20 protein-coding genes are annotated in these 24299 nt (G+C 71.5%); 6 read left to right on the forward strand and 14 right to left on the reverse strand.

From position 1 onward, the window contains the following. Window positions 1-286 precede the first annotated feature (286 nt). Together ACIRPT_RS05050 and ACIRPT_RS05055 are read right to left on the reverse strand one after the other, a co-directional pair. On the reverse strand, window positions 287-478 hold the full coding sequence (locus ACIRPT_RS05050; RefSeq protein WP_403503640.1) for a DUF6381 family protein: 192 nt from the start codon (window positions 476-478) through the stop codon (window positions 287-289). 98 nt (window positions 479-576) lie between these two features. Beyond that, window positions 577-1485 carry a LysR family transcriptional regulator gene (locus tag ACIRPT_RS05055; RefSeq protein ID WP_403822365.1) on the reverse strand — a complete coding sequence of 303 codons (909 nt, stop codon included), beginning with the start codon at window positions 1483-1485 and terminating at the stop codon, window positions 577-579. Window positions 1486-1683: 198 nt separating this feature from the next. Here ACIRPT_RS05055 and ACIRPT_RS05060 point away from each other — a divergent pair, with 198 nt between their 5' ends. From ACIRPT_RS05060 to ACIRPT_RS05070, 3 genes are all read left to right on the forward strand, one after another. Further along, the gene (locus tag ACIRPT_RS05060; RefSeq protein WP_403822368.1) at window positions 1684-2571 is read left to right on the forward strand and encodes an SDR family oxidoreductase; all 888 of its coding nucleotides are present in this window, start codon (window positions 1684-1686) and stop codon (window positions 2569-2571) included. After that, a complete protein-coding gene (locus tag ACIRPT_RS05065; RefSeq protein ID WP_403822371.1) occupies window positions 2568-3338 on the forward strand; it encodes a group II truncated hemoglobin in 771 nt (256 codons plus the stop codon). Before ACIRPT_RS05060 ends, ACIRPT_RS05065 begins: the two co-directional genes overlap by 4 nt. A gap of 90 nt (window positions 3339-3428) precedes the next feature. Beyond that, window positions 3429-5459 carry a M3 family metallopeptidase gene (locus ACIRPT_RS05070; RefSeq protein WP_403822374.1) on the forward strand — a complete coding sequence of 677 codons (2031 nt, stop codon included), beginning with the start codon at window positions 3429-3431 and terminating at the stop codon, window positions 5457-5459. Window positions 5460-5484: 25 nt separating this feature from the next. Here ACIRPT_RS05070 and ACIRPT_RS05075 read toward each other — a convergent pair whose 3' ends face one another. The 8 genes from ACIRPT_RS05075 to ACIRPT_RS05110 all read right to left on the reverse strand — a co-directional run bounded on the left by ACIRPT_RS05075 (window position 5485) and on the right by ACIRPT_RS05110 (window position 15379). Beyond that, the gene (locus ACIRPT_RS05075; protein ID WP_403822377.1) at window positions 5485-5928 is read right to left on the reverse strand and encodes an Asp23/Gls24 family envelope stress response protein; all 444 of its coding nucleotides are present in this window, start codon (window positions 5926-5928) and stop codon (window positions 5485-5487) included. Window positions 5929-6050: 122 nt separating this feature from the next. Beyond that, window positions 6051-6644 (reverse strand): hypothetical protein, encoded by a 594-nt coding sequence (locus ACIRPT_RS05080; RefSeq protein ID WP_403822380.1) that lies wholly within the window; start codon window positions 6642-6644, stop codon window positions 6051-6053. Between the two features lie 363 nt (window positions 6645-7007). Beyond that, window positions 7008-8315 (reverse strand): sugar ABC transporter permease, encoded by a 1308-nt coding sequence (locus ACIRPT_RS05085; RefSeq protein ID WP_403822383.1) that lies wholly within the window; start codon window positions 8313-8315, stop codon window positions 7008-7010. Continuing rightward, window positions 8312-9091, reverse strand: coding sequence for an ATP-binding cassette domain-containing protein (locus tag ACIRPT_RS05090; RefSeq protein ID WP_403822386.1), 780 nt, complete (start codon window positions 9089-9091; stop codon window positions 8312-8314). Before ACIRPT_RS05090 ends, ACIRPT_RS05085 begins: the two co-directional genes overlap by 4 nt. A gap of 11 nt (window positions 9092-9102) precedes the next feature. Continuing rightward, window positions 9103-10203 carry a substrate-binding domain-containing protein gene (locus ACIRPT_RS05095; protein WP_403822389.1) on the reverse strand — a complete coding sequence of 367 codons (1101 nt, stop codon included), beginning with the start codon at window positions 10201-10203 and terminating at the stop codon, window positions 9103-9105. Window position 10204: 1 nt separating this feature from the next. Beyond that, window positions 10205-12625, reverse strand: a complete 2421-nt coding sequence (locus ACIRPT_RS05100) for a SpoIIE family protein phosphatase (RefSeq protein WP_403823365.1) — start codon at window positions 12623-12625, stop codon at window positions 10205-10207. Window positions 12626-13061: 436 nt separating this feature from the next. After that, complete coding sequence (locus ACIRPT_RS05105) at window positions 13062-14102, reverse strand: zinc-dependent alcohol dehydrogenase family protein (protein ID WP_403822392.1); 1041 nt, start codon at window positions 14100-14102, stop codon at window positions 13062-13064. A gap of 71 nt (window positions 14103-14173) precedes the next feature. After that, window positions 14174-15379, reverse strand: coding sequence for a 4-hydroxybenzoate 3-monooxygenase (locus ACIRPT_RS05110; protein ID WP_403822394.1), 1206 nt, complete (start codon window positions 15377-15379; stop codon window positions 14174-14176). Window positions 15380-15577: 198 nt separating this feature from the next. On the opposite strand from ACIRPT_RS05110, the gene ACIRPT_RS05115 reads away from it, so the two are divergent. The 3 genes from ACIRPT_RS05115 (at window position 15578) to ACIRPT_RS05125 (ending at window position 19100) form a co-directional block, all read left to right on the forward strand. After that, window positions 15578-17548 (forward strand): amino acid transporter, encoded by a 1971-nt coding sequence (locus ACIRPT_RS05115; protein WP_403822397.1) that lies wholly within the window; start codon window positions 15578-15580, stop codon window positions 17546-17548. Between the two features lie 76 nt (window positions 17549-17624). After that, window positions 17625-18560 carry a HEAT repeat domain-containing protein gene (locus tag ACIRPT_RS05120; RefSeq protein WP_403822399.1) on the forward strand — a complete coding sequence of 312 codons (936 nt, stop codon included), beginning with the start codon at window positions 17625-17627 and terminating at the stop codon, window positions 18558-18560. Window positions 18561-18671: 111 nt separating this feature from the next. Beyond that, entirely contained in the window at window positions 18672-19100 is a 429-nt protein-coding gene (locus ACIRPT_RS05125) for an SRPBCC family protein (protein WP_403822402.1), read from the forward strand. A 190-nt stretch (window positions 19101-19290) separates the two neighbouring features. On the opposite strand, the gene grpE is transcribed toward ACIRPT_RS05125, so the two are convergent. From grpE to ACIRPT_RS05145, 4 genes are all read right to left on the reverse strand, one after another. After that, the gene (gene grpE / locus ACIRPT_RS05130) at window positions 19291-19932 is read right to left on the reverse strand and encodes a nucleotide exchange factor GrpE (RefSeq protein ID WP_403822405.1); all 642 of its coding nucleotides are present in this window, start codon (window positions 19930-19932) and stop codon (window positions 19291-19293) included. Continuing rightward, window positions 19929-21812: a molecular chaperone DnaK gene (dnaK, locus tag ACIRPT_RS05135; protein ID WP_403822407.1), complete on the reverse strand. Its 1884-nt coding sequence runs from the start codon at window positions 21810-21812 to the stop codon at window positions 19929-19931. The genes grpE and dnaK overlap by 4 nt, the downstream gene beginning before the upstream one ends. A gap of 222 nt (window positions 21813-22034) precedes the next feature. Further along, window positions 22035-23417, reverse strand: coding sequence for a pyridoxal phosphate-dependent decarboxylase family protein (locus tag ACIRPT_RS05140; RefSeq protein ID WP_403822410.1), 1383 nt, complete (start codon window positions 23415-23417; stop codon window positions 22035-22037). Window positions 23418-23599: 182 nt separating this feature from the next. Continuing rightward, window positions 23600-24292, reverse strand: a complete 693-nt coding sequence (locus tag ACIRPT_RS05145; protein ID WP_403822413.1) for a response regulator — start codon at window positions 24290-24292, stop codon at window positions 23600-23602. Window positions 24293-24299 lie beyond the last annotated feature (7 nt).

A 24299-nucleotide genomic window follows, 5' to 3' on the forward strand; every position in this document is an offset into this window, starting at 1 on the left:
CCTGGTGTGGAGCACCCGACGGAGATAATCCGAACACGTACTATCTCGGCTTGGCAAGAGGCGCGCGGCGAGTTGTGGCCCCCGTTCCCCCGACGGCGCGCCGCACGGCAGCGGGCCCCGTTCCCGTACGCGCCGTGCGGCGGTAGGGGAACGGGGCCCTGGGGTGCGCTACGCGCTCGCCCCCGGTGCGGTCATCGAGCGGCCGGTGGCCGCCGGGCCGTACGGGCCGTCCGTGGGGACGTCCGCAGGCTGGGGGACACCGGCCGGTGCGGTGCGGCGGAGCGCGTCACAGGGGAGGCAGGATGTCTCCGCCGCCCATGCTGCTCTCCTGCTCGGTCTGGCTCTTCAGCTTGCGCGCCTTCTCCTGGAGGCGCTGCCGCTCCTTGGGATCCTTGGCCTGCGCGGCGGCCTCGGTCAGCTCCTGGGCCTTCTCACGCATCTGCTGGAGGCGCTGTTGCGCCTCGTCCTTGGCGCCCATGATCACTCCTTCGTCGCAGGCGGAAAGTCGCCATACCTCAGCCAACCAGGCTCCGCGACTCCCGGCACTTCGAAGGGTCGCCCTTGGTGAGCGGCCCGTCACTCGTCGGCGGGCCACGCTCGGCGGCGGGCGAGTTCGGCGCATGCGCCGAGGAAACGGGGGACGGCCGGATGCGGGTGATCCGCCCGCCAGACGGCGTCGAGGCGCAGGCCGGGCCGGGGCTCCGCCAGCGGCACCAGCGTGATGCCGCGCGGGAGCTGGTGGGCGAGCGACGCCACGACGAGGTTGACCCCGCGCCCGGCGGCGATACCCGCCCAGGCATTGGAGCCCGAGGCGGTGTCGTCCAACGCCGGCTCGAAGCCCGCGCCCCGGCAGGCCCCGACCACGGCGTCGTAATAGCCGGGCGCCATCTCGCGCGGCCACAGCTGGAAGGTCTCGTCCCTGAGCCGTACCAGATCCACGGCCGGCAGACCGGCGAGCGGATGGCCGTCGGCGACCGCGAGCATCAACTCCTCGCGCCGGACGGTCCGCTGGGCGATCCCCTTCGGATACGCGGTGCGCGGCGCCAGGGCGACATCGCACCGCTCCTCCCGCAGCGTCCGGCAGACGTCCGCCGCGAAGATCTCCCGGGTCTCCACCTTCAGCCGCGGAAACTCCTGCGCGAGCAGCGCGCTCAGCGCCGGGAGCGTCTCGTACACCGCGCTGACGGTATAGGCCACCCGCAGCCGGCCCACCTCCCCGGCCGCCACGGCCCGCGCATGCTGCGCCGCGCGCCCCGAAGCGGCGAGGATCCGCCGGCAGTCGGCCAGATACGCCGTACCCGCCGGCGTCAGCTCGACCCGGCGCGAGGTCCGCTCCAACAGCCGTACGCCCAGGATGTCTTCGAGCGCCTTGATCTGCTGGCTGAGCGCCTGCTGGGCGACGAAGACGTCCTCCGCTGCGCGGGTGAAACTGCGCCGCTCGGCCACCGCCACGAAGTACCGCATCTGCCGCAGTTCGGGTTCCATACGACCGCATCGTAGGGCCCGCCAACGCTGCCGTCGACAAGCACGGCTTGTTGATCGACAACAAGCTGCGCTTGTTGATCAGCGGGGCCGCTCGTAGCGTGGGAGTGGCTGAAAACGCATGTACATCACGCGAGAGACCGGACGCGTCCGCAACGGCTCGGGCGCCCTTCCGGCACTTCAACTGCCCCTGGGGGACTGATGATTCTGGTGACGGGTGCGACCGGCACCGTCGGAAGGCCGCTGGTGCGCGCCCTGCGCGACCGAGGCGCGACGGTCCGGGCGCTGGTACGGGACGCGGGCAGCGTGCCCGCCGAATGGGACGACGGCGTGGAGGCGGTGGTCGCGGACCTCAACGACGCCGGGTCGTTGGTCCCGGCCGCCGACGGCGTCGACGCCGTCTACCTCCTCACGCCGGTCGACCCGGACGCCGCCCGGCAGGCGCGCCATGTGATCGACGCCGCGGCGAAGGCCGGCCGGCCCCGGGTCGTCCTCCAGGCGGCGATCGGCGTGGGGCGGCGGACGAGCCCGGTGCGGTTCTTCGCGGCGCACGCCGCGGCGCTCGACCACGTCAAGGCCGCGGGACTGCCCTGGACGGTGCTCGCCCCCAACGGCTTCCAGCAGAACTTCCTGGGGTCGGCGGCCTCCCTGCGCGCGGGGACCCTGGCGCTGCCCGCGGGCGCGGCCGCGGTCTCCTACGTGGACGCACGCGACGTCGGCGAGGCCGCCGCCGAGGTGCTCACCACCGAGGGACACGAGGGCGCGATCCACGAGTTGACCGGCCCGGAAGCCCTGACGCACGAGGAGATCGCCGGACTCATCGGCGCCACGCTCGGCCGCGAGGTCGTCTACCGCGACCGCACCCCCGACCAGGCCCGCACCGCCCTGCTCGACGCCGGCCTGGACGCATGGCGGGCGAGCGGACTGGTCGAGCTGCACGGAATGTACGCGGCGGGCGAGGCGGCCGCGGTCACCGACGGCATTCCCCGCCTGCTCGGCCGCCCGGCCCGTTCCCTCACCGCATTTCTCACCGAACACGCCGTGGCGCTGCGTGCCACGCCGACGACTTCCCAGGAGCGCCCCGCATGACCATCGAGTACATCCGCTACCGCATCGCCGACCCGGAGCGGCGCGCCGCCTTCGAGAAGGCGTACACGGCCGCCGCCGAACAGCTCGACGCGGCGCCGCAGTGTCTGGGCTACGACCTGGCGCACGGCGTCGAGGAGCCCGACCGCTACATCCTCCGCATCGAGTGGACATCGGTCGAGGACCACCTCCAGGGCTTCCGCGGCGGCCCGCTCTTCGGACCGTTCCTGGCCTCCGTACGGCCGTACATCGACGACATCGAGGAGATGAAGCACTACGCGCGCACCCCGGTGGCGTCCGCGCGACGGGCCGCGACGCTGTACGAGGCCGTCGGAGGCGCCCCGGCCCTGCGCCGCCTCAGCGACACCTTCTACGAGACGGTCCTCGCCGACCCCGTCCTGGCTCCCGTCTTCGCGCGGTTCACCCCCGAGCACCGCGACCACGTCGCCGTCTGGCTCGCCGAGGTCTTCGGCGGACCGGCGGACTTCACCGCCGAACTCGGCGGCCATCAGGGGCTGCTGCGCGGCCACTTGGGCCTCACCATCACCGACGCGCAGCGCTCCCGCTGGCTGGAGCTGATGTCCCGGGCCGTGGACAAGGAACTGCCGCCGGACCCGGCGCTGCGGCGGCGCGTCATGGACTACTTCGACTGGGGCACCCGCATCGCCCAGGACGTCTCCAGGCAGCCGGCCGACGCCGATCTGGGCGACCCGGGACCGACGCCGCGGTGGGGCTGGGAGAAGGACGGCGCGGGGAACAACGGGGCGTAACGGCCCGCGGCGGCCGGAACGAAACCCTCCGGCCGCCGCGGTGCACAACCGTCGTACCGGAGGCGGCCGGCGGGCGTAGGGTCGGATTCCGTGACCGCGAACCCCTTTTTCCAGCCGAGTGAACTGCCCTACGAGCTACCGCCGTTCGCGCGGATCCGGCACGAGCACTATCTGCCGGCCTTCGAACGCGGTATGACCGAGCAGCTGGCCGAGGTGGCGGCGATCGGCGCCTGCGCCGAGCCCGTGACCTTCGAGAACACCGTCGAGGCGCTGGAGCGCAGCGGTGCCGTGCTGGGCCGGGTGCGCCGGGTGTTCTTCAACAAGACGGCCTCGGACACGGACGACGATCTCCAGGCGCTGGAGGCGGAGATCGCGCCCCGGCTGGCCGCCCACGAGGACGCGCTGCTGCTCGATCCCGCCCTGTTCGCCCGGCTGGACGCGCTCCACGGGCAACGGCACGGCATCGGCCTGGAAGGCGACCGGCTGAGGGTGCTGGAACGGCACCACACCGCCCGCGTCCGGGCGGGGGCCCGGCTCGGACCGGAGCAGCAGCGCCGGCTGCGCGAGCTGAACGCCGAAATCGCCGTACGCTGCGCCGCATTCCGCCGGAACCTGCGCGCGGCCACCGCCGACGCCGCGCTGGTACTGGACCGCGCCGAGCAGCTGGCGGGCCTGCCCGAGGACGAGATCGCGGCCGCCGCGGAGCACGCCAACGCCCTGGGTCACGACGGCAAGTTCGTCCTCGGCATGAAGAACTTCAGCAACCAGACGCAGCTCGGTTCGCTCGACGACCCGGCGCTGCGCGAGCGCCTGCTCGCCGCCTCGCTCGGCCGGGGCAGCGACACCAACGGCCCGCTCGCCGTCACCCTCGCCACGCTGCGCGCCGAGCGCGCCGCCCTGCTCGGCCACCGGAGCCACGCCGACTGGCAGGTCGCCGATCAGACCGCCGGCACCACGGACGCGGTCGAAAGCCTCTTCCACCGCCTCATCCCCCCTGCCGTCGCCAACGCCGAGCGCGAGGGCGCGGCGCTGGCCGAGGCGGCGGGCGTCGCCGAGATCGGCCCGGCCGACTGGCAGTACTACGCGGAGCGGATCCGCAAGGAGCGGTGCGGCCTCGACGCGGCGGCGCTGCGCCCGTACCTGGAGCTGGAGAGCGTGCTGCGCGACGGCGTCTTCCACGCGGCCGGGCTGGTCTACGGGATCACCTTCACCGAACGCCCCGACCTGGTGGCCTACCATCCGGACGCCCGCGTCTTCGAGGTGCACGAGTCCGACGGCAGCCCGCTCGGCCTCTACATCGGCGACTTCCACGCCCGTGCGTCCAAGCGCGGCGGTGCCTGGGAGAAGGAACTGGTGACCCAGTCGCACCTGCTGGGCCACCGCCCGGTGGTGGTCAACAACCTGAACATCGCCAAGCCCCCGCCCGGCGAGCCCGTGCTGCTGACCTGGCGCGAGGTCAACACGCTCTTCCATGAGTTCGGGCACGCGCTGCACGGCCTGTTCTCCGATGTGCGCTATCCGCTGCTGGCCGGCACTCAAGTGCCGCGTGACTTCGTGGAGTTCCCCTCCCAGGTCAACGAGATGTGGGCCGACTGGCCCGAGGTGCTGGCGCATTACGCCAAGCACCACCGCACCGGCGAGCCCATGCCGCCCGAACTGCCGGACCGGCTGCGCGAGGCGGAGGACTTCGGCGTCGGCTTCCGGATGGTGGAACACCTCGCCGCCGCGGTGATCGACTGGGCCTGGCACACCCTCCCCGCCGACGGGGACCTGCCGGACGCGGCCGGCGCCGAGGCGTTCGAGGCCGCCGCACTGGAGCGCTACGGACTCGCCCTGAGCGCCGTCCCGCCGCGCTACCGCACCGGCTATTTCGCGCACATCTTCGGCGGCAGCTACGCGGCCGGGTACTACGGCTACCGATGGGCCGAGGTGCTGGACGCGGACACCGTGCGGTGGTTCCGCGAGAACGGCAAGACCGTGCGCGAAAGCGGTGAGATCTTCCGCCGGGAGCTGCTGGGCCAGGGCAACGGCGTCGATTCCATGGCGGCGTTCCGCGCGGTGGTCGGACGGGATCCGGAGGTCGGACCGCTGTTGGACCGGCACGGCCTGGTGACCGGCTGACCCGGCGCGCGCCGCCGGTGCGCTGCTACAGCACGCGTTCCGTGGACGCCGCTTCCTCTTCCGCCTCTTCGGGCAACTTCACATCGCTCACCGCGGTGTTCACTTCCACGACCTCGAAGCCGGTCATCCGCTCCACCGCGGAAATCACGCTTTCCCGTACGGCGCCGGCGACCTCGGGAATGATTTCGCCGTACTCGACGATGATGTCCAGGTCGACCGCCGCCTGTTTCTCGCCGACCTCGACCTTGACGCCGTGGACGGTCGTGGTCGGCCCTCCCGGCACGCGTTTGCGCAGGGCCCCGACGGACCGGGAGATTCCGCTGCCCAGTGCATGGACGCCGGGTACGTCCTCGGCGGCCAGGTAGGCGATCTTCGCGACCACACCGTCCGCGATGGTCGTCTTCCCGCGCTCCCGGGCGGGAAGAGCCCGCTGGGCGGTCCCCGGACCGCGCTCCTTGATGTCGGCCATGGCACATCACCCCTTTGCTCGCGATGGAGCAAGACAGCAAGACTTCTTGCTCCATCGGGAGCAAGACTTCGTCCACCTCTTCACGCTAGGGCGTAGCGGGGGATCCCGCCTCTGCGGGCCTTCTACCAGCTGTCACGACGCATACGGAGCAACTCCTGGTCCTTTTCCGGGACCAGGATGGAGACATCGACCCCGGCGTCCGCGCCGAGATCCCGCAGCGCCATCACACACGCGACCTGGATGCTGCGGTGTTCATCCGTCACATGCCGGATGAGCAGCTCGACGGCGCCGGGATCGTCCTCGGCGGCCAGTCGCGTCAGCCCCTCGACGGCGGTGGTCCTGATGGTGATTTCTTCCCCGACGGTGGAATAGGGGTGTCCGAATTCGGGGGTGCGTTCCGGCGGGATGGGGGTGGTCAATATGGTCTCGAATACGTCCGTGGCGGATGTCATACGGAGATCGGTGAGCAATTGGACGATTCCCCACCGGTCGGGATAGGCGAACTCCGGCAAGGTCTCCCAGCCGCGTCGCAGCACCGCGGTGACGTCCTCGGCGGGGTATCCGTTCAGCTCGTCGAGCGCCTGCTGATATCCCTCCGCGGCGTATTCGTCCGTGTCGTTCATGGCGCCCACGGCTCGCATGGCATCGGTGACCGCCGCGCCGAGGCCACCGGATTCGGCGGCGAAACTCCATTGCTGTCCGTATTCCATGGCCATGAAGTTGCCGTCCCTTCGAGCAGAGGTGTTCGAGAAGGGCTGGGGGAACTGGCGCGGCCAGTAATACGGCCAGCAATGCCGGAACGGGTCTCTTGCCGCAGACTTCGGGGACTTCACCCGTCGGCACATATCCCTCCATGCTTCGCGCCCGGGCCGGTATCCGCAACCGCACCCAGGCTCCTGGCCGCCGGGATTCCCCTAACCTGCTGGAATGCGGAGAAGAGCAAGGTAAGCGGAATTCAGCCGCCGGGGGATGCACCAGGCGGGTGCCGGGGCGACGTTCGCGGTCGGTGCCGCGCCGCTCTGCTGCGCCGATGAGGCGGGCGTACAGGCCGTCTCACTCGCCGGTCAGGCGCTGCCCGGTCACACCCGGCCGTGGGCCTTCTGGGCGCGGCGGGACAGCGAGTCGATGACCACGGCGATGAGCAGTACCCCGCCGGTGATCATGAACTGGACGGCGGTCTGGATGCCCATCAGGGCCACGCCGGAGGCGATCGACTGGATGACCAGGACACCGAGCAGGGCGGACCAGGTTCTGCCGCGGCCGCCGAACATGCTGGTGCCGCCGATGACCGCCGCGGCGATGGCGTCCATCAGGAGGTTGCCCGAGCCCGAGGACTGGCTGGCGGAGGTGACCCGGGAGGCCAGGAACAGGCCGCCGATCGCGGCCATCGTCCCGGAGATCATGAACACCGAGATCCGCACCAGGCCGACATTGAGGCCGGTGCGGCGGGCGGCCTCGACGCTGCCGCCGAGGGCGAAGATCATCCGCCCGTAGGGTGTGCGGCGGAGCACGTAGTCGAGGCCCACCAGGAAAATCAGGAAGATCAGCAGGGCCAGCGGCAGGCCCTGGAACTGGTTGAGGACGTACGCCGCACCGAGGGTGATCGCGGCGAGGACGGCCGTCCGTATCAGGGTCTCGCGCAGCGGGCGGGCCGGTACGCCGGCGGCCCTGCGGCGCCTGGTGTCCCGGTACGAGGCGAGGAAGTACCCGGCGGTGCCGAGCGCCGCCAGGCCGTAGGCGGCGGCGATATCGGTGAAGTAGTGGCCGGTCAGCATGGCGACCAGGCCCTTGTCGTCGAGGTTGATGGTGCCGCTGGTGCCCAGGATGTAGAGCATCAGACCGTTCCAGCCCAGCAGGCCCGCAAGGGTGACCACGAAGGCGGGCACCCCGGCCTTGGCGAAGAAGAATCCCTGTACGGCTCCGATGGCCGTACCCGCCAGTACTGCCACGAGCACCGCGAGCCCCTCGGACATGCCCTGGTTGACGTTCAGCACCGCGAACGCGGCGGCCGCCAGGCCGCTCACCGAGCCGACCGAGAGATCGATTTCGCCGAGCAGCAGCACGAAGACGATGCCGATCGCGATCAGGCCGGTGCCGACGATGTCCACGCTGAGGTTGGACAGATTCCGCGGGGAGAGGAAGTTCTTGTTGAGCGTCTCGAAGATGATCCATACGACGACGAGACCGAGCACGACGGGGACCGAGCCGAGTTCGCCGCTGCGGAAGCGGCGGGCGAACGAGGCGAAGGCCCCCTGTTCGCCGTGTTCGGGCGGCCCGCCCCGGCGCCGTTCGGCGGCGGGGGACGGCCTCCCCGCGACATGGCCCTCGGCGCCCCGGCCCCGCGTACCGGACGGTTTGTGCTTTCTGAGCGTCCAGGTGCGGCTCACGGCTCCACCTCCCACCCGAGGGTCTTACGGCGGGTGACGGCGTTGTCCGTGGCCCCTGTGATGGAGGAGATGATCTGTTCGTGGGAGGTGCTCGTCACGTCGAAGAACCCGTTGTTCCGGCCGAGTCGCAGCACGGCGACCCAGTCCGCGACGGCCTTGACATCGCCCATGTTGTGGCTGACCAGGAGCACCCCGAGACCGCGTTCGCGAAGCTGCTCGACCAGATCGAGGACCTGTGCCGTCTGCTCGATGCCCAGCGCCGCCGTGGGCTCGTCGAGCAGGACCATGCGGGGGTCGCCCAGCAGCGAGCGGGAGATCGCCACGGTCTGCCGCTGGCCGCCGGAGAGGGAGGCGACGGGCCGGCGCACATCGGGCATCCGGATGGCGAGGGTGTCGAGCAGTTCCAGGGTGAGCCGCTCCATCTCCACCTCGTCGAGGACACCGGCCCGGTGGATCTCGCGGCCGAGGAAGAGATTGCCGACGACGTCGAGGTTGTCGCACAGCGCGAGGTCCTGGTAGACGGTGGCGATGCCCATGTTCCGGGCGTCGTGCGGGCGGGCGATCTGGACCGTACGGCCGTCCCACGCGATGGCGCCCTCGTCGGCGGGGTCGACGCCCGCGATCACCTTGACCAGTGTGGACTTGCCCGCGCCGTTGTCGCCCACCAGCGCGACGACCTGTCCCGCGTGGATGTCCAGCTCGACATCGGCGAGTGCCTGCACGGCGCCGAACCGTTTGAAGATCCCGCGCAGGGAGAGCAGCGGCGGTGCGGACATGGGTACCCGCCTTACCTGGTGAGTCCCGCCTTGGCACAGGCGGCCACGAGCTGGGGGGTGCAGATCTGGTGGACCGTGTACATGCCGTCCTTGACGACGGTGCTCTTGATGTTGTGGGCGGTCACCGCGATCGGCCTGAGCAGTACGGTCGGGATGTCGCGCGTCGTGGGGCTGTCGACCGTGTGCGTGGTGATCTTGTCGAGCGGCTCGCCGCGGGTCAGGGCGACGGCCATTTCGGCGGCGGCGCCGGCTTCGGGGGCGAACGGCTTGTAGACCGTCATGTACTGCTCGCCCTTGACGATGCGCTGCAGGGCGGAGAGTTCGGCGTCCTGCCCGGTGACCGGCGGCAGCGGATCCATCTTGGCGGCCTTCATGGCGGCGATGATTCCGGCGGCCAGGCTGTCGTTGGCGGAGTAGACGCCGTCGATGTGGTCGGCGCCGAGGGCCGAGATCGCGCCGGACATATTGATATTGGCGTTCTCCGGCCGCCAGCCGGCGGTCTCGTACGCCTTGCCGATCTTCACCTTGCCCTGGAGGACGGCCAGTGCGCCCTTCTCGAACCAGGCGGAATTGGGGTCCGTCGCGGCGCCGTTCATCATGACGATCTGGCCGTCGCGGGCCTTGTCGCCCATCGCGTTGAGCAGCGCCTGGCCCTGGAGCCTGCCGACCCGGTCGCCGTCGAAGGAGACATAGCCCGAGACCGGCCCCTCCGCGAGGCGGTCGTAGGAGACGACCGCGATGCCCGCCCGGCGGGCGTTCTCGATGGCGGAGCGCATCGACCTGGAGTCGACGGCATCCAGGATCAGCACCTTGACCCGCTTGGTGATCATCGCGTCCACCTGTTGCTGCTGCGTGGCCACATCGTGCTGCGCACTGGCGAATTCCACCCGGCAGGCGGGGCACAGCTGATGGATCCTCCGCTCGATCAGGGGCTTGTCGAACTGCTGCATACGGGAGGTGTAGTCGGGGAGCAGCAGGCCGATCGTCATGCCGCCGGCCGAGGCGGACGCGCCGGACCGGGCCACCTCGCGGGCGGGTCCGCAGGCGGACGCGCCGGCCGCCAGGCACAGCCCGGCCAGGAGGAGGGCGGTCCCCCGTGCTCGGGCGGTCATCTCAGCCGGCCTCCTCCATGTCGCCGCAGCTCAGCCGCTCGCGCGGCGACAGCGCGACCTCGCTCCACACCTGCTTGCCGCCGCTGAGCGGCACCGAACCCCAGGACACCGACATCGCCTCGACGAGCAGCAGCCCGCGGCCGCCGGTCGCCTCCCAGTCCACGCTCACCGGCTTGACGGGCGCCCGCGGCGAGGCATCGTTCACCGCGATCCGCAGCCGGTCCGCGGCCAGCGTCAGATCCAGCCGCACCTCGCCCTGCGTATGCGCAATGGCGTTGGTGACCAGCTCGGACACCACCAGCAGGGCCACATCCATCTCCTGCGTCACCTGCCACGAGCGCAGCGTGCGCGCGGTGAAGCGACGGGCGTGCATGACGGCGTCGGGGAGCCGCCATACCGTCCAGCGGGCCCGCGTCGGGCGGCTGCGCATCCCGTCGTACCGCAGGACCAGCACCGCCACATCGTCGTCGCGCCGCTCGGCGCTGCCGATCAGCTCCTCGGCCACCCGTCCGACATCGGCCGGATCCGCCGCGCCGAGCGCCTCGCGCGCCTTGCGCAGCCCGTCCTCCAGGGGGAGGCTCGCCGACTCGGCCAGACCGTCGGTGAGCAGGGCCAGTACGGTGCCGGGGGCCAGCCCGACCTCGGTCAGCGGGAACTCGCCGTCCGCGATCACTCCCAGCGGGGGGCCGCCCTCGATGCCCATCTCCTCGGTGCTGCCGTCGGGGTACCGCAGCAGCGGCGGCAGATGCCCGGCCCGTACGAACCAGGCGATGCCCTCCTCCATGTCCAGATCGACGTAACAGCAGGTGGCGAACAGGTCCGTCTCCATGCCGACGAGCAGGCGGTTGGTATGGGCGACCACCACGTCGGGCGGGTGGCCCTCCACCGCGTAGGCCCTGATGGCCGTGCGCATCTGGCCCATGATCGTCGCGGCTCCGGCGCTGTGCCCCTGCACATCGCCGATGACGAGCGCGACATGACCGTCGGAAAGCGGGATGACGTCGAACCAGTCGCCGCCGACGTCGAGCCCCACGGTGGCGGGCAGATAGCGGGCGGCGGCCACTCCGCCGGCCAGCCTCGGCAGCTTGCGGGGCAACAGGCTGCGCTGGAGCATCGTGGTCAGCTCGTGCCGGGCATCGAGCGCATGCGCGCGGACCAGGGCCTGCCCCGCCAGACCGGCGGTCGCGGTCAGCAGCGACCGCTCCTCCGGGCCGAACCGGTGCTCCTCGTCCCAGCCGACCAGGCACACCCCGACCATCCGGCCCTCCGCGGGGAGCGGCAGCACGGCGAGCCCGCCGGGCGCGACGCCTTCGAGGGCGGGTTCGAGCGTGGCCCCCGGGGGCCACAGGGCCACCTGACCGGCGCGCAGCGCGGCCTCCAGGGTGGGCAGCTGGTGGCAGGAGGCATCGGGCCATTCGGAACGCCACTCCGAGCGCCATGCCGAGGGCCAGGCGTCGGGCTCCGGGGGATCGAGGACGGTCACCACGAACCGGTCCGCCTCGATCTCGGCGACCGCCACCCGGGCGGCACCCAGCGGCGCCCGCAGGGCCGCGGCGACCACCTTGCTGACGTCCCGGATGGTCGTCGCGGCGGCCAGCGCCGCGGACAGCCGCTGCACCATGGCGACTTCGTCGGCGCTGGGCCGCAGATACGCGGCGTCGGCGACCACGCCCAGCATCCGGTCCGGCGCGCCGTCGGCGCCGGCCAGCACCCGGCAGCGCAGGCTCAGCCAGCGCAGTTCGCCGTTCGGCCGACGGATACGGAACGACAGCTGCTGGCTCCCTGCGGACACCCGGCCCGGTTCCACGATCGCCATCAGCGCGGGCACATCGTCCGGGACGGTACGCGCCAGCAGCGTCTCCACCCGCCCGTCGAACTCCTGCGGCGCGATGCCGAACAGCTCCAGCACCTGGGCGTCCGTGTCCATCTGCCCGGTGCTCAGCCCCAGCGTGAACGCGCCGCCCCGGAGCGTGTCCAGCCCCGGCCCCAGCAGCGCCCGGCCCTCCGGCCGCCGCGCCACCGGGCTCCCGGTCCGTCCGATGACCCGCGCCGCCACCGCCTCCAGCCCCGCCGCCACCTGGTCGGCATGCAGCTCCAGCAGACTGCGCCGGTCGGCGCCGAAGGCGTCCGCGCCCTTGTCGACGATCACCAGGCAGCCCAGCCGCTTGGTGTCATCGCCCAGCGGCAGCACGCCCACCGAACCCTGGGCCGCGAAGGCGTCGGGTCCCAGCCACTGCGCAAGCCCCGTCCGGAAGGCCGTGGCGACCGGGGAGTCGCCGGACAGCGCACAGCGCTCCGGCAGCCCGTAGGGGGCACCGGAGCCTCCGACCGCCTCGGCCAGCTGAAGATCGCCGTCCCCTTCGGCCGGCACATAGACGGCGGTCAGCTCAGCGCCGGAAGACCCAAGGACCCGCGCGGTCACTGCCTGCACCGCCTCCGTACGCGGGAAGCCGTCGTCGTAAGCCACGGTCGCCGTATCCGCCCTCGGGGCCGGGGCGTGCACCCCGGCCCCACCTCATCGGACATTTCGCCATTTACCGCCTCTCCTCCATGGTGCGGCATCCAGGGAGAGGGGAGCTAGTCGAGGCCGGACCGGGAACGAGGCGAAGCGAGCCGACGCTCCGCCCGAGCGGGGCGGCCGCGGGCCCGGGGGAGGGCCCGGGACGCCTGGGCCGCCACCGCCCGCGGCCCGCCGCCCACCGTCCGCCGCGGCTCCGCGGCCGTCGGCGGTACGCGTATACGTATACGTACTCGTCACGGGTGGAGGCTCCGCCGCTCGTCCGCGGGAAACCTCCCAAATGCCCTTCTCCGTAAGGGAGTTCGGATGCGAAGAGGGTGGCCGGCACCCGGTCGCCGGCTCAGTCGTCCGGCACCAGTACCGCGGCCCCCTGCACCCGGTCGGCCGCCAGATCCGCCAGCGCCTCCGGTGCGCGGCTCAGCGGATAGGGGCTGACCGTGACCCGGATGCCGATCCGCGCCGCCGTCTGAAGGAACTCGCGCCCGTCCCGCCGGGTATTGGAGGTCACGCTGCGCAGGTTCCGCTCGTGGAAAAGATGGCGCTGATAGTTGAGCGCGGGGACATCGGTGAGGTGAATACCGGCGACGGCGAGGGTCCCCGACCGGTCCAGCGCTTCCAGGGCCACCGGTACGAGGTCGCCGACCGGCGCGAAGAGGATCGCCGAATCCAGCGGTTCGGGCGGCTGGCCGTAGGCGTCGCCGGCCGAGGACGCGCCCAGCTCGAGGGCGAGTTCGCGCGCCCGTGCGGACCGCGTCAGGACATGGACGGTGGCTCCCTCGGCCAGCGCGACCTGCGCGGCCAGATGCGCCGAAGCGCCGAACCCGTAGATCCCCAGCCGGCCGCCGGACGGCAGCGCGCTGCGGCGCAGCGCCCGGTAGCCGATGATCCCGGCGCACAGCAGCGGCGCCAGCTGCGCGGCGCTCCGGTCGTCCGGGAGCGGATAGGCGTACGCCGCGGGAACGAGGGCCGCCTCGGCGAACCCGCCGTCCGCGTCCCAGCCGGTGTACCGGGACGCCGGACAGAGATTCTCCCGCCCCGTACGGCAGTACGCGCAGACTCCGCAGGTGCCCCGCAGCCAGGCCCCGCCGGCCCGGTCACCGACCCCGAAGCGCCTCACGCCCGCACCGGCCGCGACCACCCGCCCGACGATCTCGTGCCCCGGCACGGTCGACGGCCGGTGCGGCGCCAGGTCCCCTTCCGCCAGATGCAGATCCGTACGGCACACACCGCACGCCTCCACCCTCAGCAACAGCTCTCCGGGCCCCGGCTCGGGCACGTCCCGCCGCACCGCCGCCAACGGCCCGGACGCCACCGGACCGGGCCGTTCGACCACCCAGCCGCACAGCACCTCCGCGGTGCCCCGACCGGATCGCGATGCCATGCCTCCAGCGTGGCGCCACCCGAGGGAGTGGGCAAACGCCGCCTAACGGGGCGGGCGGGGGTGCCGAGCCCTCACAGGTCCGCTTCCTCGCCGATGTAGAGCCCAGCGAACGACTGCGCCGCGGACGGCGACCCCAGCAGCCGCCGCAGCCTGGCCGAGGCCGTGCCCGCGCGGAACCGGTCGCCCGACGAGGCGCCGTGCAGGACGTCCGACAGCCACTGCGAAAACTCCAGGTACTGCCATACGCGCCGCAGGCACGCCGCCGAATAGCCGGCGAGGCCGCCGTCGTCGCCCCGGTAGTGCGCGATCAGCGCATCGGCGAGCAGCAGCGCATCGTTGATCGCGAGGTTCATGCCCTTCGCGGCGATCGGCGCGACGAGGTGCGCCGAGTCCCCCGCCAGGTAGAGGCGGCCGTAGGCCATCGGCTCCACCACGTAGTTGTGCATGTCCAGGACCACCTTCTCGGCCAGCGGTCCCTCCGTCAGCGGCCGGGCCCCCGCCGCGGCGAGGCGGGTGTGCAGCGCGTCCCATATCCGCTCATACGACCAGTTCTCGGCGATTTCGCCGGGCGCGACCTGAAGGTAGTAGCGGGTGACCTCAGGGCTGCGGGCCATATGGGCGCCGAGACCGCTCTCGTGGATGCCGAAGACCACCCCGTCCGCGGACGGCGGCGCCTCGGCGAGCAGGGCGAGCCAGGCGACACCGTGGTCGTGACGCGTCATGACCATCCGGTCGGCGGGTATCGCCGCCCGGCTCACCCCCCGCGCGCCGTCGCAGCCCGCGATGAAGTCGCAGTCGATCAGGTGCCGCACGCCGGTGACCGGATCGGCGTAGGTCACCGCGGGCCGGTCGCCCGCCACGTCGTGCAGCCGCACATCCCGTACCCCGAACCGGACATCGCCGCCGCGCTCGTCCGCGAAGGACGCGACGAGATCGGTGACCAGCAGCGGCTGCGGATAGACGAAATGACGGCTCCCCGACAGCTCCGCGGTCCGCAGCACATGCCGCGCCCCGTCGAACCGGAACTCGAACTCCGCCTGGGTTTCGGCCCGTTCCAGCAGCCGGCCGGCGAGCCCGTGCCGGTCCAGTGCGCGCACCGCCCACTCCTCCATGAACCCGGCGCGCGGCCGCCGCTCGATGAATTCCCTGCTCTCCGCCTCCAGTACCACGCAGTCGACCCCGGCGGCGCGCAGCAGATTCGCCAGGGTGAGCCCGGCGGGGCCGGCGCCGACGATGGCGACGGAAGTGCGGGTGCGGGCGGGCGAGGGCGACGACACGTCGAGGGTTTCCCTTCGAGCCGGGGACGAAGATCGTAAGCAGTATGGCGGGCGACGCGGGCGGCCCGCCCTGGGCCCCCGCAGACGCCTGTTGCGCAAAGCGGCATGCCGACGCGGGCACGCCGGGCCGGTTGCGTACGCTGACCTGGCCGTCTCGTCGATGGCCGAAAGCTTTCGTCGTACGACAGGAGTACCCGCATGACCGCCCCCGCCCCCGCCGGCCCGGATGCCGGCGCCTCGGTACGCCATCGCCTACGGGCGTGGATGCTGGAAGGCCTGGCCGATATGGCCAAGCACCAACAAGGCGGACAGGCCCAGCCGGAGCCCGCCCACCGCGGGCAACGGTGGTGGCGGGTGATGTGTCTGACGGGCGTGGACTACTTCTCCACCCTCGGATATCAGCCGGGCATCGCGGCCCTCGCCGCGGGCCTGCTGTCGCCGATCGCCACCATCGTCCTGGTCATAGTGACCCTCGCCGGCGCGCTGCCGGTCTACCGGCGGGTGGCCGAGGAGAGCCCGCGCGGGCAGGGCTCGATCGCGATGCTGGAGAGGCTGCTGTCCTTCTGGAAGGGCAAGCTGTTCGTCCTGACCCTGCTGGGCTTCGCCGCCACCGACTTCCTCATCACGATCACCCTGTCGGCCGCCGACGCCTCCACCCACCTGGTGGAAAACCCCCATGTCAACAGCGTCCTGCACAACCAGCAGATGGTCATCACCCTGGTCCTGGTCGCCCTGTTGGGCGCGGTGTTCCTCAAAGGCTTCCTCGAAGCGATCGGGGTAGCGGTCGCCCTGGTGGGCCTCTACCTCGCGCTCAACGTGGCCGTGGTCGTCGTCGGGCTGTGGCATGTGGCCACAGCGGGACATGTGGTCACCGACTGGTCCCATGCGCTGACCACCGAGCACGGAAACGTCCTGGCGATGGTCGGCGTGGCCCTGTTGGTCTTCCCCAAGCTGGCGCTGGGCCTGTCGGGCTTCGAGACCGGCGTCGCGGTCATGCCGCACGTCGAAGGGGACGCCAACGACACCGAAGAGAAGCCCGAAGGACGGATCCGGGGCGCGAAGAAGCTGCTCACCACCTCCGCCGTGATCATGAGCTGCTTCCTGATCCTCACCAGCTTCATCACGACCCTGCTCATCCCGGAGAACGAGTTCAAGCCGGGCGGCCAGGCGAACGGCCGTGCCCTCGCCTACCTGGCCCACGAGTACCTGGGATCCGCCTTCGGCACCGTCTACGACGTCTCCACCATCGCCATCCTCTGGTTCGCCGGCGCCTCGGCCATGGCCGGTCTGCTCAACCTCATGCCGCAGTACCTGCCCCGCTACGGCATGGCGCCCCACTGGGCCCGCGCGGTCCGCCCCATGGTGCTGGTCTTCACCCTCGTCGCCTTCCTGGTGACCTGGATCTTCGACGCGGACGTGGACGCCCAGGGCGGCGCCTACGCCACCGGTGTCCTCGTCCTGATCAGCTCCGCCGCGATCGCCGTGACCATCGCGGCACGGCGCGCCCGCCAGCGGGGCTGGACCATCGGCTTCGCCGTGATCTCCCTGGTGTTCCTCTACACCACCGTGGTGAACGTCATCGAGCGGCCCGACGGTGTGAAGATCGGCGCCTGCTTCATCGCCGGCATCATCCTGCTGTCGTTCCTCTCCCGCGTCGCCCGTGCCTTCGAGCTCCGGGTGACCAGCGTGGTCTTCGACGACACCGCCGAGAAGTTCATCCGCGACGCCGCCCAGCACGGCATCCGCTTCATCGCGAACGAGCCCGACCAGCGGGACGTGGCCGAGTACCGCGACAAGCTCCTGCAGATCCGCACCGACAACGACATCCCGACCGCGGACGACGTCATCTTCGTCGAGGTCACCGTCGTCGACCCCTCCGAATTCGAGAGCGAGCTGCGGGTCCGCGGCGAGGTGCTGCACGGCCGCTACCGCGTGCTCTGCCTCGACAGCTCCACCATCTCCAACGCGCTCGCCGCCCTGTTGCTGCACGTACGGGACATGACGGGGCAGCGGCCGCACATCTACTTCGAGTGGACCGAAGGCAACCCCTTCGCGCAGTTCCTGCGGTTCTTCCTCTTCGGCCAGGGCGAAGTCGCCCCGGTCACCCGCGAGGTGCTGCGCGAGGCCGAACCCGACCGCGACCGCCGGCCCCGCGTCCACGTCGGCTGAGCGGCCGTCCCGCGCCCGCCCGCTCACCTCTTGCGGGCGCGGGAACTCCGCTAGGACCACCAGGAGTTGATCCGGTATGGACGCACGCCTGCGAAGAATCGCCGCCAAGCTGGCGCTCGTCCGCGGCCTCCCCGGACGCGCCTACTCCTTCGGGGAAGAGAAACACCGCTTCCGTCTCGGCCCGCCCCTGCCGGAGTCCCGGGTGACGGCGTTCGAGACCGAGCACGGCATCCGGCTACCGCAGTGCTACCGGAGCTTTCTGACCACGATCGGCCATACCGGCACCGGCCCGCACTACGGCCTGGAGTCCCTGGACGACTGGTACCACGCCGTCCTCGACATCCCCCGGCCCGGCCATCTGGCCACCCCCTTCCCCCTCTCGCCGACCGGCCCCGCACCGGGCCCGGACTGGTACGAAGCGCTGGACGGCGACGACCCCGAGCCCTTCCCCGGCGCCCTCACCCTCGCCCAGCGGGGCTGCTCGCTCGCCACGCTCCTCGTGGTCAGCGGCCCCGCCCGGGGGCGCATCGTCAACGTCGACCTCGATCTCGGGCCGCCCGCCTTCTGCCACGACAGCGACTTCCTGGCCTGGTACGAAAGATGGCTGGACGAGACCGCCAACGGACTGGACCGGTCGGGCTTCGACGTGTCCCTCCCGTATGACGTACCCACACTGACCTCGCTCCTGCGCGAGGCACCGGACCCGGCCCAACGGGACGCGGCCGCCTGGACATTGGGCCGCTACCCCACGCTGCCACCGGCCGCCGCATCGGCGCTGCGCGCCGCCGCCGTCGGCGACGTCGATGCCGGGGTGCGCCGGGCGGCCGTCATCGCGCTCGGCCGCCGCCCGGGGCCCGCCGATGAAGCCACGCTCGCCCAGGCCCTGACGGACCCCTGTGACGGCCCCCGGCTCGCCGCGCGCGGCGCCCTGTCCCGCCGGGGCGACGCCTGGCAGGCCCAGGCCCAGGCACAGACCCGGGCCCAGGCCACGCGCCCCGCTGCCGGGGAGTGACCGGCCGGCTCCGGCGCGGGCGCGGCGCCCGACTCGGGTCGCTTCCGCTGTCCGCCCGGAGCACCCTGGAGACGTAACCCGTCAGCCGTGAACTGAGCTGTGAGGTGCCCCATGAGCACTCTCGAAGAGCACATCGACATTGGCGCCCCCCTCGACAAGGCATGGGATGCCCTGCATCAGGTGGAGAGCTATCCAAAGTTTGTGGACGGCGTCCGCGAGGCCCATCTGGAGGGCCGGCGGACGCATCTCGATCTCGAGGCGGGAGGCCGGTCCCGGGAGCTGGAACTGGAGATCAGCGACCGCAGCAAGGAAAAGGTGCTGACCTGGCAGACCACGACCGGTCCCGACCTGGCGGGCACCGTCTCGCTGCTGCCGATCGACCGCGAGCACACCCGCGTCCAGGCGCGGTTCGAATACGACCCGGGCACCATCAAGGACGATTTCGGCGGGCCGAAGGGGTTTGCCCAGGCCGCCGCGATCGAGCGCGGGCTGCGGAGCGATCTCCAGCAGTTCAAGGAGTTGATGGAACACAAGCGGTGACGCCAACGGTGAACGCCGACGGCTAGTTCCCGTTAGCCGAGCGGAGTGACACGAGCACAGCGACAAGTGGCATGAGCACAGCGACACGAGCAGAGTGACCTGGGTGCTCCGGGGCGGTGATGGCGGGTACCGACACACACGACAGCGGCCGGGCACGACAGCGGCCGGGGAGGCGAGGCGCAGCGGGGCATCACCGCCCGGCAGGCGCCACGCCCCTGACGGCTACCTGGGCGGGCCGCAGCAGCCGGTCGCCGACCCGGTATCCGGGCCGGAGGATTGCCCCGCAGACGGCGCGTTCGACCTGGCCGGAAGGGCTGCCGGGAGGGACGTCGGCGGGTGTGTAGGTAACGGCCTCATGGCGGGTGGGGTCGAAGGGGGCACCCGGCGTGCCGAAGGACTGCAGGCCCAGCGCCGCCAGCTCGGCTTCCAGCGCCTCGGCGACGCGCCGGAAGCCGCCGGTCAGCTCGCCCTGCTCGGCGGCCTCGGCAATGGCATCGAGCACCGGGACCAAACGGTTCAGCACATTGCCCACGGCGATCTCGCCGACCGCCCGGCGGTCGCGGCGGACCCGCTTGCGGTAGTTGTCGTACTCCGCCTTCAGGCGTTGCAGATCGGCCGTGCGCTCACGCAGTTCGGCGCGGATCGCTGTCTCCGGTGGCGCGGGCTGCGCGGCGGCGGGGGTCCGGCCGGACGGCGCCCCGCGGTCCGTATCGGCGGCCCCGCTCCCCTGGACGGCGCGGGGCGGGAGCACGGCGGGGCTGTCGTCCGGGTGGTCCCGGACGACGGTCAGTGGCGGGTGGCGGGGGCCACGGACGTCGGTCGGGCGGTTCATCGCGCGCTGCCCTCCTGCTTGTCGTCGTCGACGATCTCGGCGTCCACGACGTCGTCGGCGGCCTCGGCCTGCTCACCGGCGGGGGCGCCCTCGCCGCCCGCGGCGGCCTGCGCGGCCTGGGCGTCGGCGTACATGGCCTGGCCCAGCTTCTGCGAGACGGCCGCAACCTTCTCGGTGGCGGTGCGGATCTCGGCCGTGTTGTCGCCGTCGGCGGACCCGCCCTTGAGTTTCTCCTTCAGCTCGCCGACGGCGGTCTCGACCTCGGTCTTCGTCTCGGCGGGGACCTTGTCCTCGTTGTCCTTGAGGAACTTCTCGGTCTGGTAGACGAGCTGCTCGGCCTGGTTGCGGGTCTCGGCGGACTCGCGCCGGCGGCGGTCCTCCTCGGCGTGCTTCTCGGCCTCGCGGACCATCCGGTCGATGTCGTCCTTCGGCAGCGAGGAGCCGCCGGTGACGGTCATCTTCTGTTCCTTGCCCGTGCCCAGGTCCTTGGCGGTCACGTGCATGATGCCGTTGGCGTCGATGTCGAAGGACACCTCGATCTGCGGCAGCCCCCGCGGGGCCGGCGGCAGACCGGTCAGCTCGAACATCCCGAGCTTCTTGTTGTACGCCGCGATCTCGCGCTCGCCCTGGAACACCTGGATCTGCACCGACGGCTGGTTGTCCTCGGCCGTCGTGAAGATCTCGGACCGCTTGGTCGGAATGGTGGTGTTCCGCTCGATCAGCTTGGTCATGATGCCGCCCTTGGTCTCGATACCGAGGGACAGCGGGGTGACGTCGAGCAGCAGGACGTCCTTGACCTCGCCCTTGAGGACGCCGGCCTGAAGCGTGGCCCCGATGGCGACGACCTCGTCCGGGTTGACGCCCTTGTGCGGGTCCTTGCCGGTCAGCTCCTTGACCAGCTCGGTCACCGCCGGCATCCGGGTGGAGCCGCCGACCAGAATCACATCGTTGATGTCGGAGACCTTGATCCCCGCGTCCTTGACCGCGTTGTGGAACGGCGCCTTGCACCGGTCCAGAAGGTCCGCGGTCAGCTGCTCGAACTGGGCGCGCGTCAGCTTTTCGTCCATATGCAGCGGACCGTCCGGCGACGCACTCAGATAGGGCAGGTTGATGGTGGTCTCGGTCGCCGCCGACAGCTCGATCTTCGCCTTCTCGGCGGCCTCGCGCAGCCGCTGGGTGGCCATCTTGTCCTGCTTGAGATCGATCCCGTACGCGTTCTTGAACTGACTGGCCAGATGGTCGACGATCCGCTGGTCCCAGTCGTCGCCACCGAGGTGGGTGTCACCGTTGGTGGCCTTCACCTCGACGACGCCGTCGCCGATCTCCAGCAGCGAGACGTCGAAGGTGCCGCCGCCGAGGTCGAAGACCAGGATCGTCTGGTCGTTCTCCTTGTCCAGGCCGTAGGCCAGCGCCGCCGCGGTCGGCTCATTGACGATCCGCAGCACCTTCAGGCCCGCGATCTCGCCGGCCTCCTTCGTCGCGGTGCGCTGCGAGTCATTGAAATAGGCCGGTACGGTCACGACGGCATCCGTCACGTCCTCGCCCAGGTACTGCTCGGCGTCGCGCTTGAGCTTCTGGAGCACCCGCGCGGAGATCTCCTGCGCGGTGTAGCGCTTGCCGTCGATATCGCCGCTGTCCGGGAAACGCCACTGGGCATCGCCCATGTGCCGCTTGACCGACCGCGCGGTGCGCTCCACGTTGGTCACGGCCTGCCGCTTGGCGATCTCACCGACCAGCACATCGCCGCCCTTGGCGAACCCGACCACCGACGGTGTGGTCCGGGCTCCCTCGGCGTTGGTGATCACGGTGGGCTCACCGCCCTCCATCACGCTGACCACCGAGTTCGTCGTACCGAGGTCAATACCGACTGCGCGTGCCATGGTCCTCTCCTCACCTTGCGGCCCGCCCGCTCCCGGTGCGGTCGCCGACTCGGGGCAGCGATGACTGCCCCGTACGGTCCGCTGAAGCGGCACTCTCACCCGCTGGTACGGAGAGCAAGCCACCTACACCCTCTGCATAAATCGTGCCCACATACCTGTCAAGATGCACCGAAATCGTGGCAAATGGGCTTGATGCTCGGCTTCCGTCGTGCCGAACACCCTTCAGAGGGTCGCTACGACGCGCTCCAGCGCCCGGGCGAGCCGCTCCACATCCCCGTCCGTCGTGCGCCAATTGCTGAACGCGGCCCGTAGCGCGGGCTGCCCGGCGTACACGGTCGGGGTCAGGAAGGCCTCGGGGGCCAGCGCGTCGGCGAGTGCGGCGAGCCGCGCGGGGGTGGGGGAGTCGGTCAGGGTGAAGCAGACGACGTTCAGCCGGACCGGCGCGAGCAGGCGGAGGCCCGGGATGTTCTCGACGGCGGCGCCGAGGACGCGGGCGCAGGTCACGCAGCGTTCGACGATCTCGCGGTGGCCGTCGCGCCCGTACGCGCGCAGCGTGAACCAGGCCGCGAGCGCGCGCAGCCGGCGGGAGTTCTCCGGAGTGAGATGGACGAGGTCGGGGTCCGCGCCCAGCGGGCCGAGATAGGCGGCCGCGTTCTGGAACACCCGGGCCTGCAGATCCTGCCGGCGGGTGAACTGCACCGCGCTGTCGTACGGCACATTGAGCCATTTGTGCAGGTCGACGCAGAGCGAGTCGGCCAGGTCGAGGCCGTCGACCAGATGGGCGTGGTCCGCCGAGAGGGCGGCGAAGGCACCGAAGGCGGCGTCGACGTGCAGCCAGCAGCCGTAGCGGTCGCGCAGCGCGGCGAGGGCGCGCAGATCGTCGAAGTCGACGGTGTTGACCGTGCCGGCATTGGCCACGACGATGCACGGCCCGTCCTCCTCCCGCAGCGCCGCTTCCAGCGCCGCCGGGTCGACCGCCTCCCGCCCCGGAAGCGTGGCCACCGTCCGCAGGGCGGCACGGCCCAGGCCGAGCAGCGACAGGCCCTTGGCCACGCTGGAATGCGGGCTGCCCGACAGGACGCGTACGGCGCCGAGGGCGGCCACCCCGGCCTCGGCGGGCGAGACGCCGCGCCGTTCACCGAGCCATTCGCGGGCGGTCGCCAGACCCACCGTGTTGGACATGGTGGCGCCGCTGACCAGGGTCCCTTCGTGGCACTCGGACAGGCCGAAGAGCTCACGCAGCCAGCCCACCGTCTCCCGTTCGAGAAGCTGACCGGTGGCGTCCAGTGACGACATCGCGTTCTGGTCCACGGTCGCGGTCAGCCAGTCGCCGGCCAGCGCGGCGGGGGTCACGCCGCCGGTGACGAACCCGAGGTAGCGCGGACCGGCGCTCGCCGACAGGCCCGGTTCCCAGCGGGCGGCGAACTCCCGCAGCGCGCCGGACAGTCCGACGGCCTCCGCGGGCAGCGGTACCGGCTGCCGAGCCGGCACAGCCGGTACGACCGGGGCCTCCGCGAGGCCGTCGAGAAAAGCCGCGGCATGGCGCCGGGTGGCCTCCAACAGCTCCGGCAGAGCGGCTAGATCGGCGGCGAGGCGCGGGTGCATACGGGCTCCGTTCGCAGGGGTGGTGATCGAGTCTCGGTTCCCCAGACGCTAGACCGGTGACGGCCCGCACTCCTGGTCCAATCACGGGGAATTGGACCGGTGCGCGACGGCGGGCGGACACCCAACCGGCACGGCGACGCCGGCAGGGTCCGGCCGCCGGTCCCCAACCTCCCGCCGCGCGGTTACCGACCGCTCGCCCATCTGTAGCGGTGTTCCGGCCGCCCGGTGTCGCCGTATTTGAGGGTCAGGGTGACGTGGCCGCTGCGTTCGAGATGCTTGAGGTAGCGCTGGGCGGTGGAGCGGCTGACGCCGGCGCGCTCGGCCACCTCGTGGGCGGAGAGCGGGTCCCCGGCCGTGCCCAGTACCTGCCGGATGAGGTCGACGGTCGCCGCCGAGTGGCCTTTGGGGAGCTCGGCGTGCGGGGAGTCGGCGGTACGGAACGCGCCGAAGATCCGGTCCACCTGTTCCTGGCCGGCCTCGCCGCGCCCGCCGACACCCGCGACCGTGCGGCGCAGCGCCGCATAGCCCTCCAGCTTGCCGCGCAGGCCGGAGAAGCCGAACGGCTTGACGAGGTATTGCAGCGCCCCGCAGCGCATCGCGTCCTGGACGGTGGCCACATCACGGGCCGCCGTCACCATGATCACGTCGGCGCGGTGGCCGAGCTGGCGCAGCCGCCGCACCAGGGACAGGCCGGTCTCGTCCGGCAGATAGTGGTCGAGCAGCACCAGGTCGACAGGGGTGCGCTCCAGGGTCGCCAGCGCCTGCGCGGCGGTGTGGGCGCGACCGATGACGCGGAAGCCGGGGACCTGGGCCACATAGGCGGCGTTGATCTCGGCGACGTGAAAGTCGTCGTCGACGACAAGGACGTCGATCATGGTGATT

Source organism: Streptomyces sp. NPDC101227 (assembly GCF_044767545.1).
GTDB lineage: Bacteria > Actinomycetota > Actinomycetes > Streptomycetales > Streptomycetaceae > Streptomyces.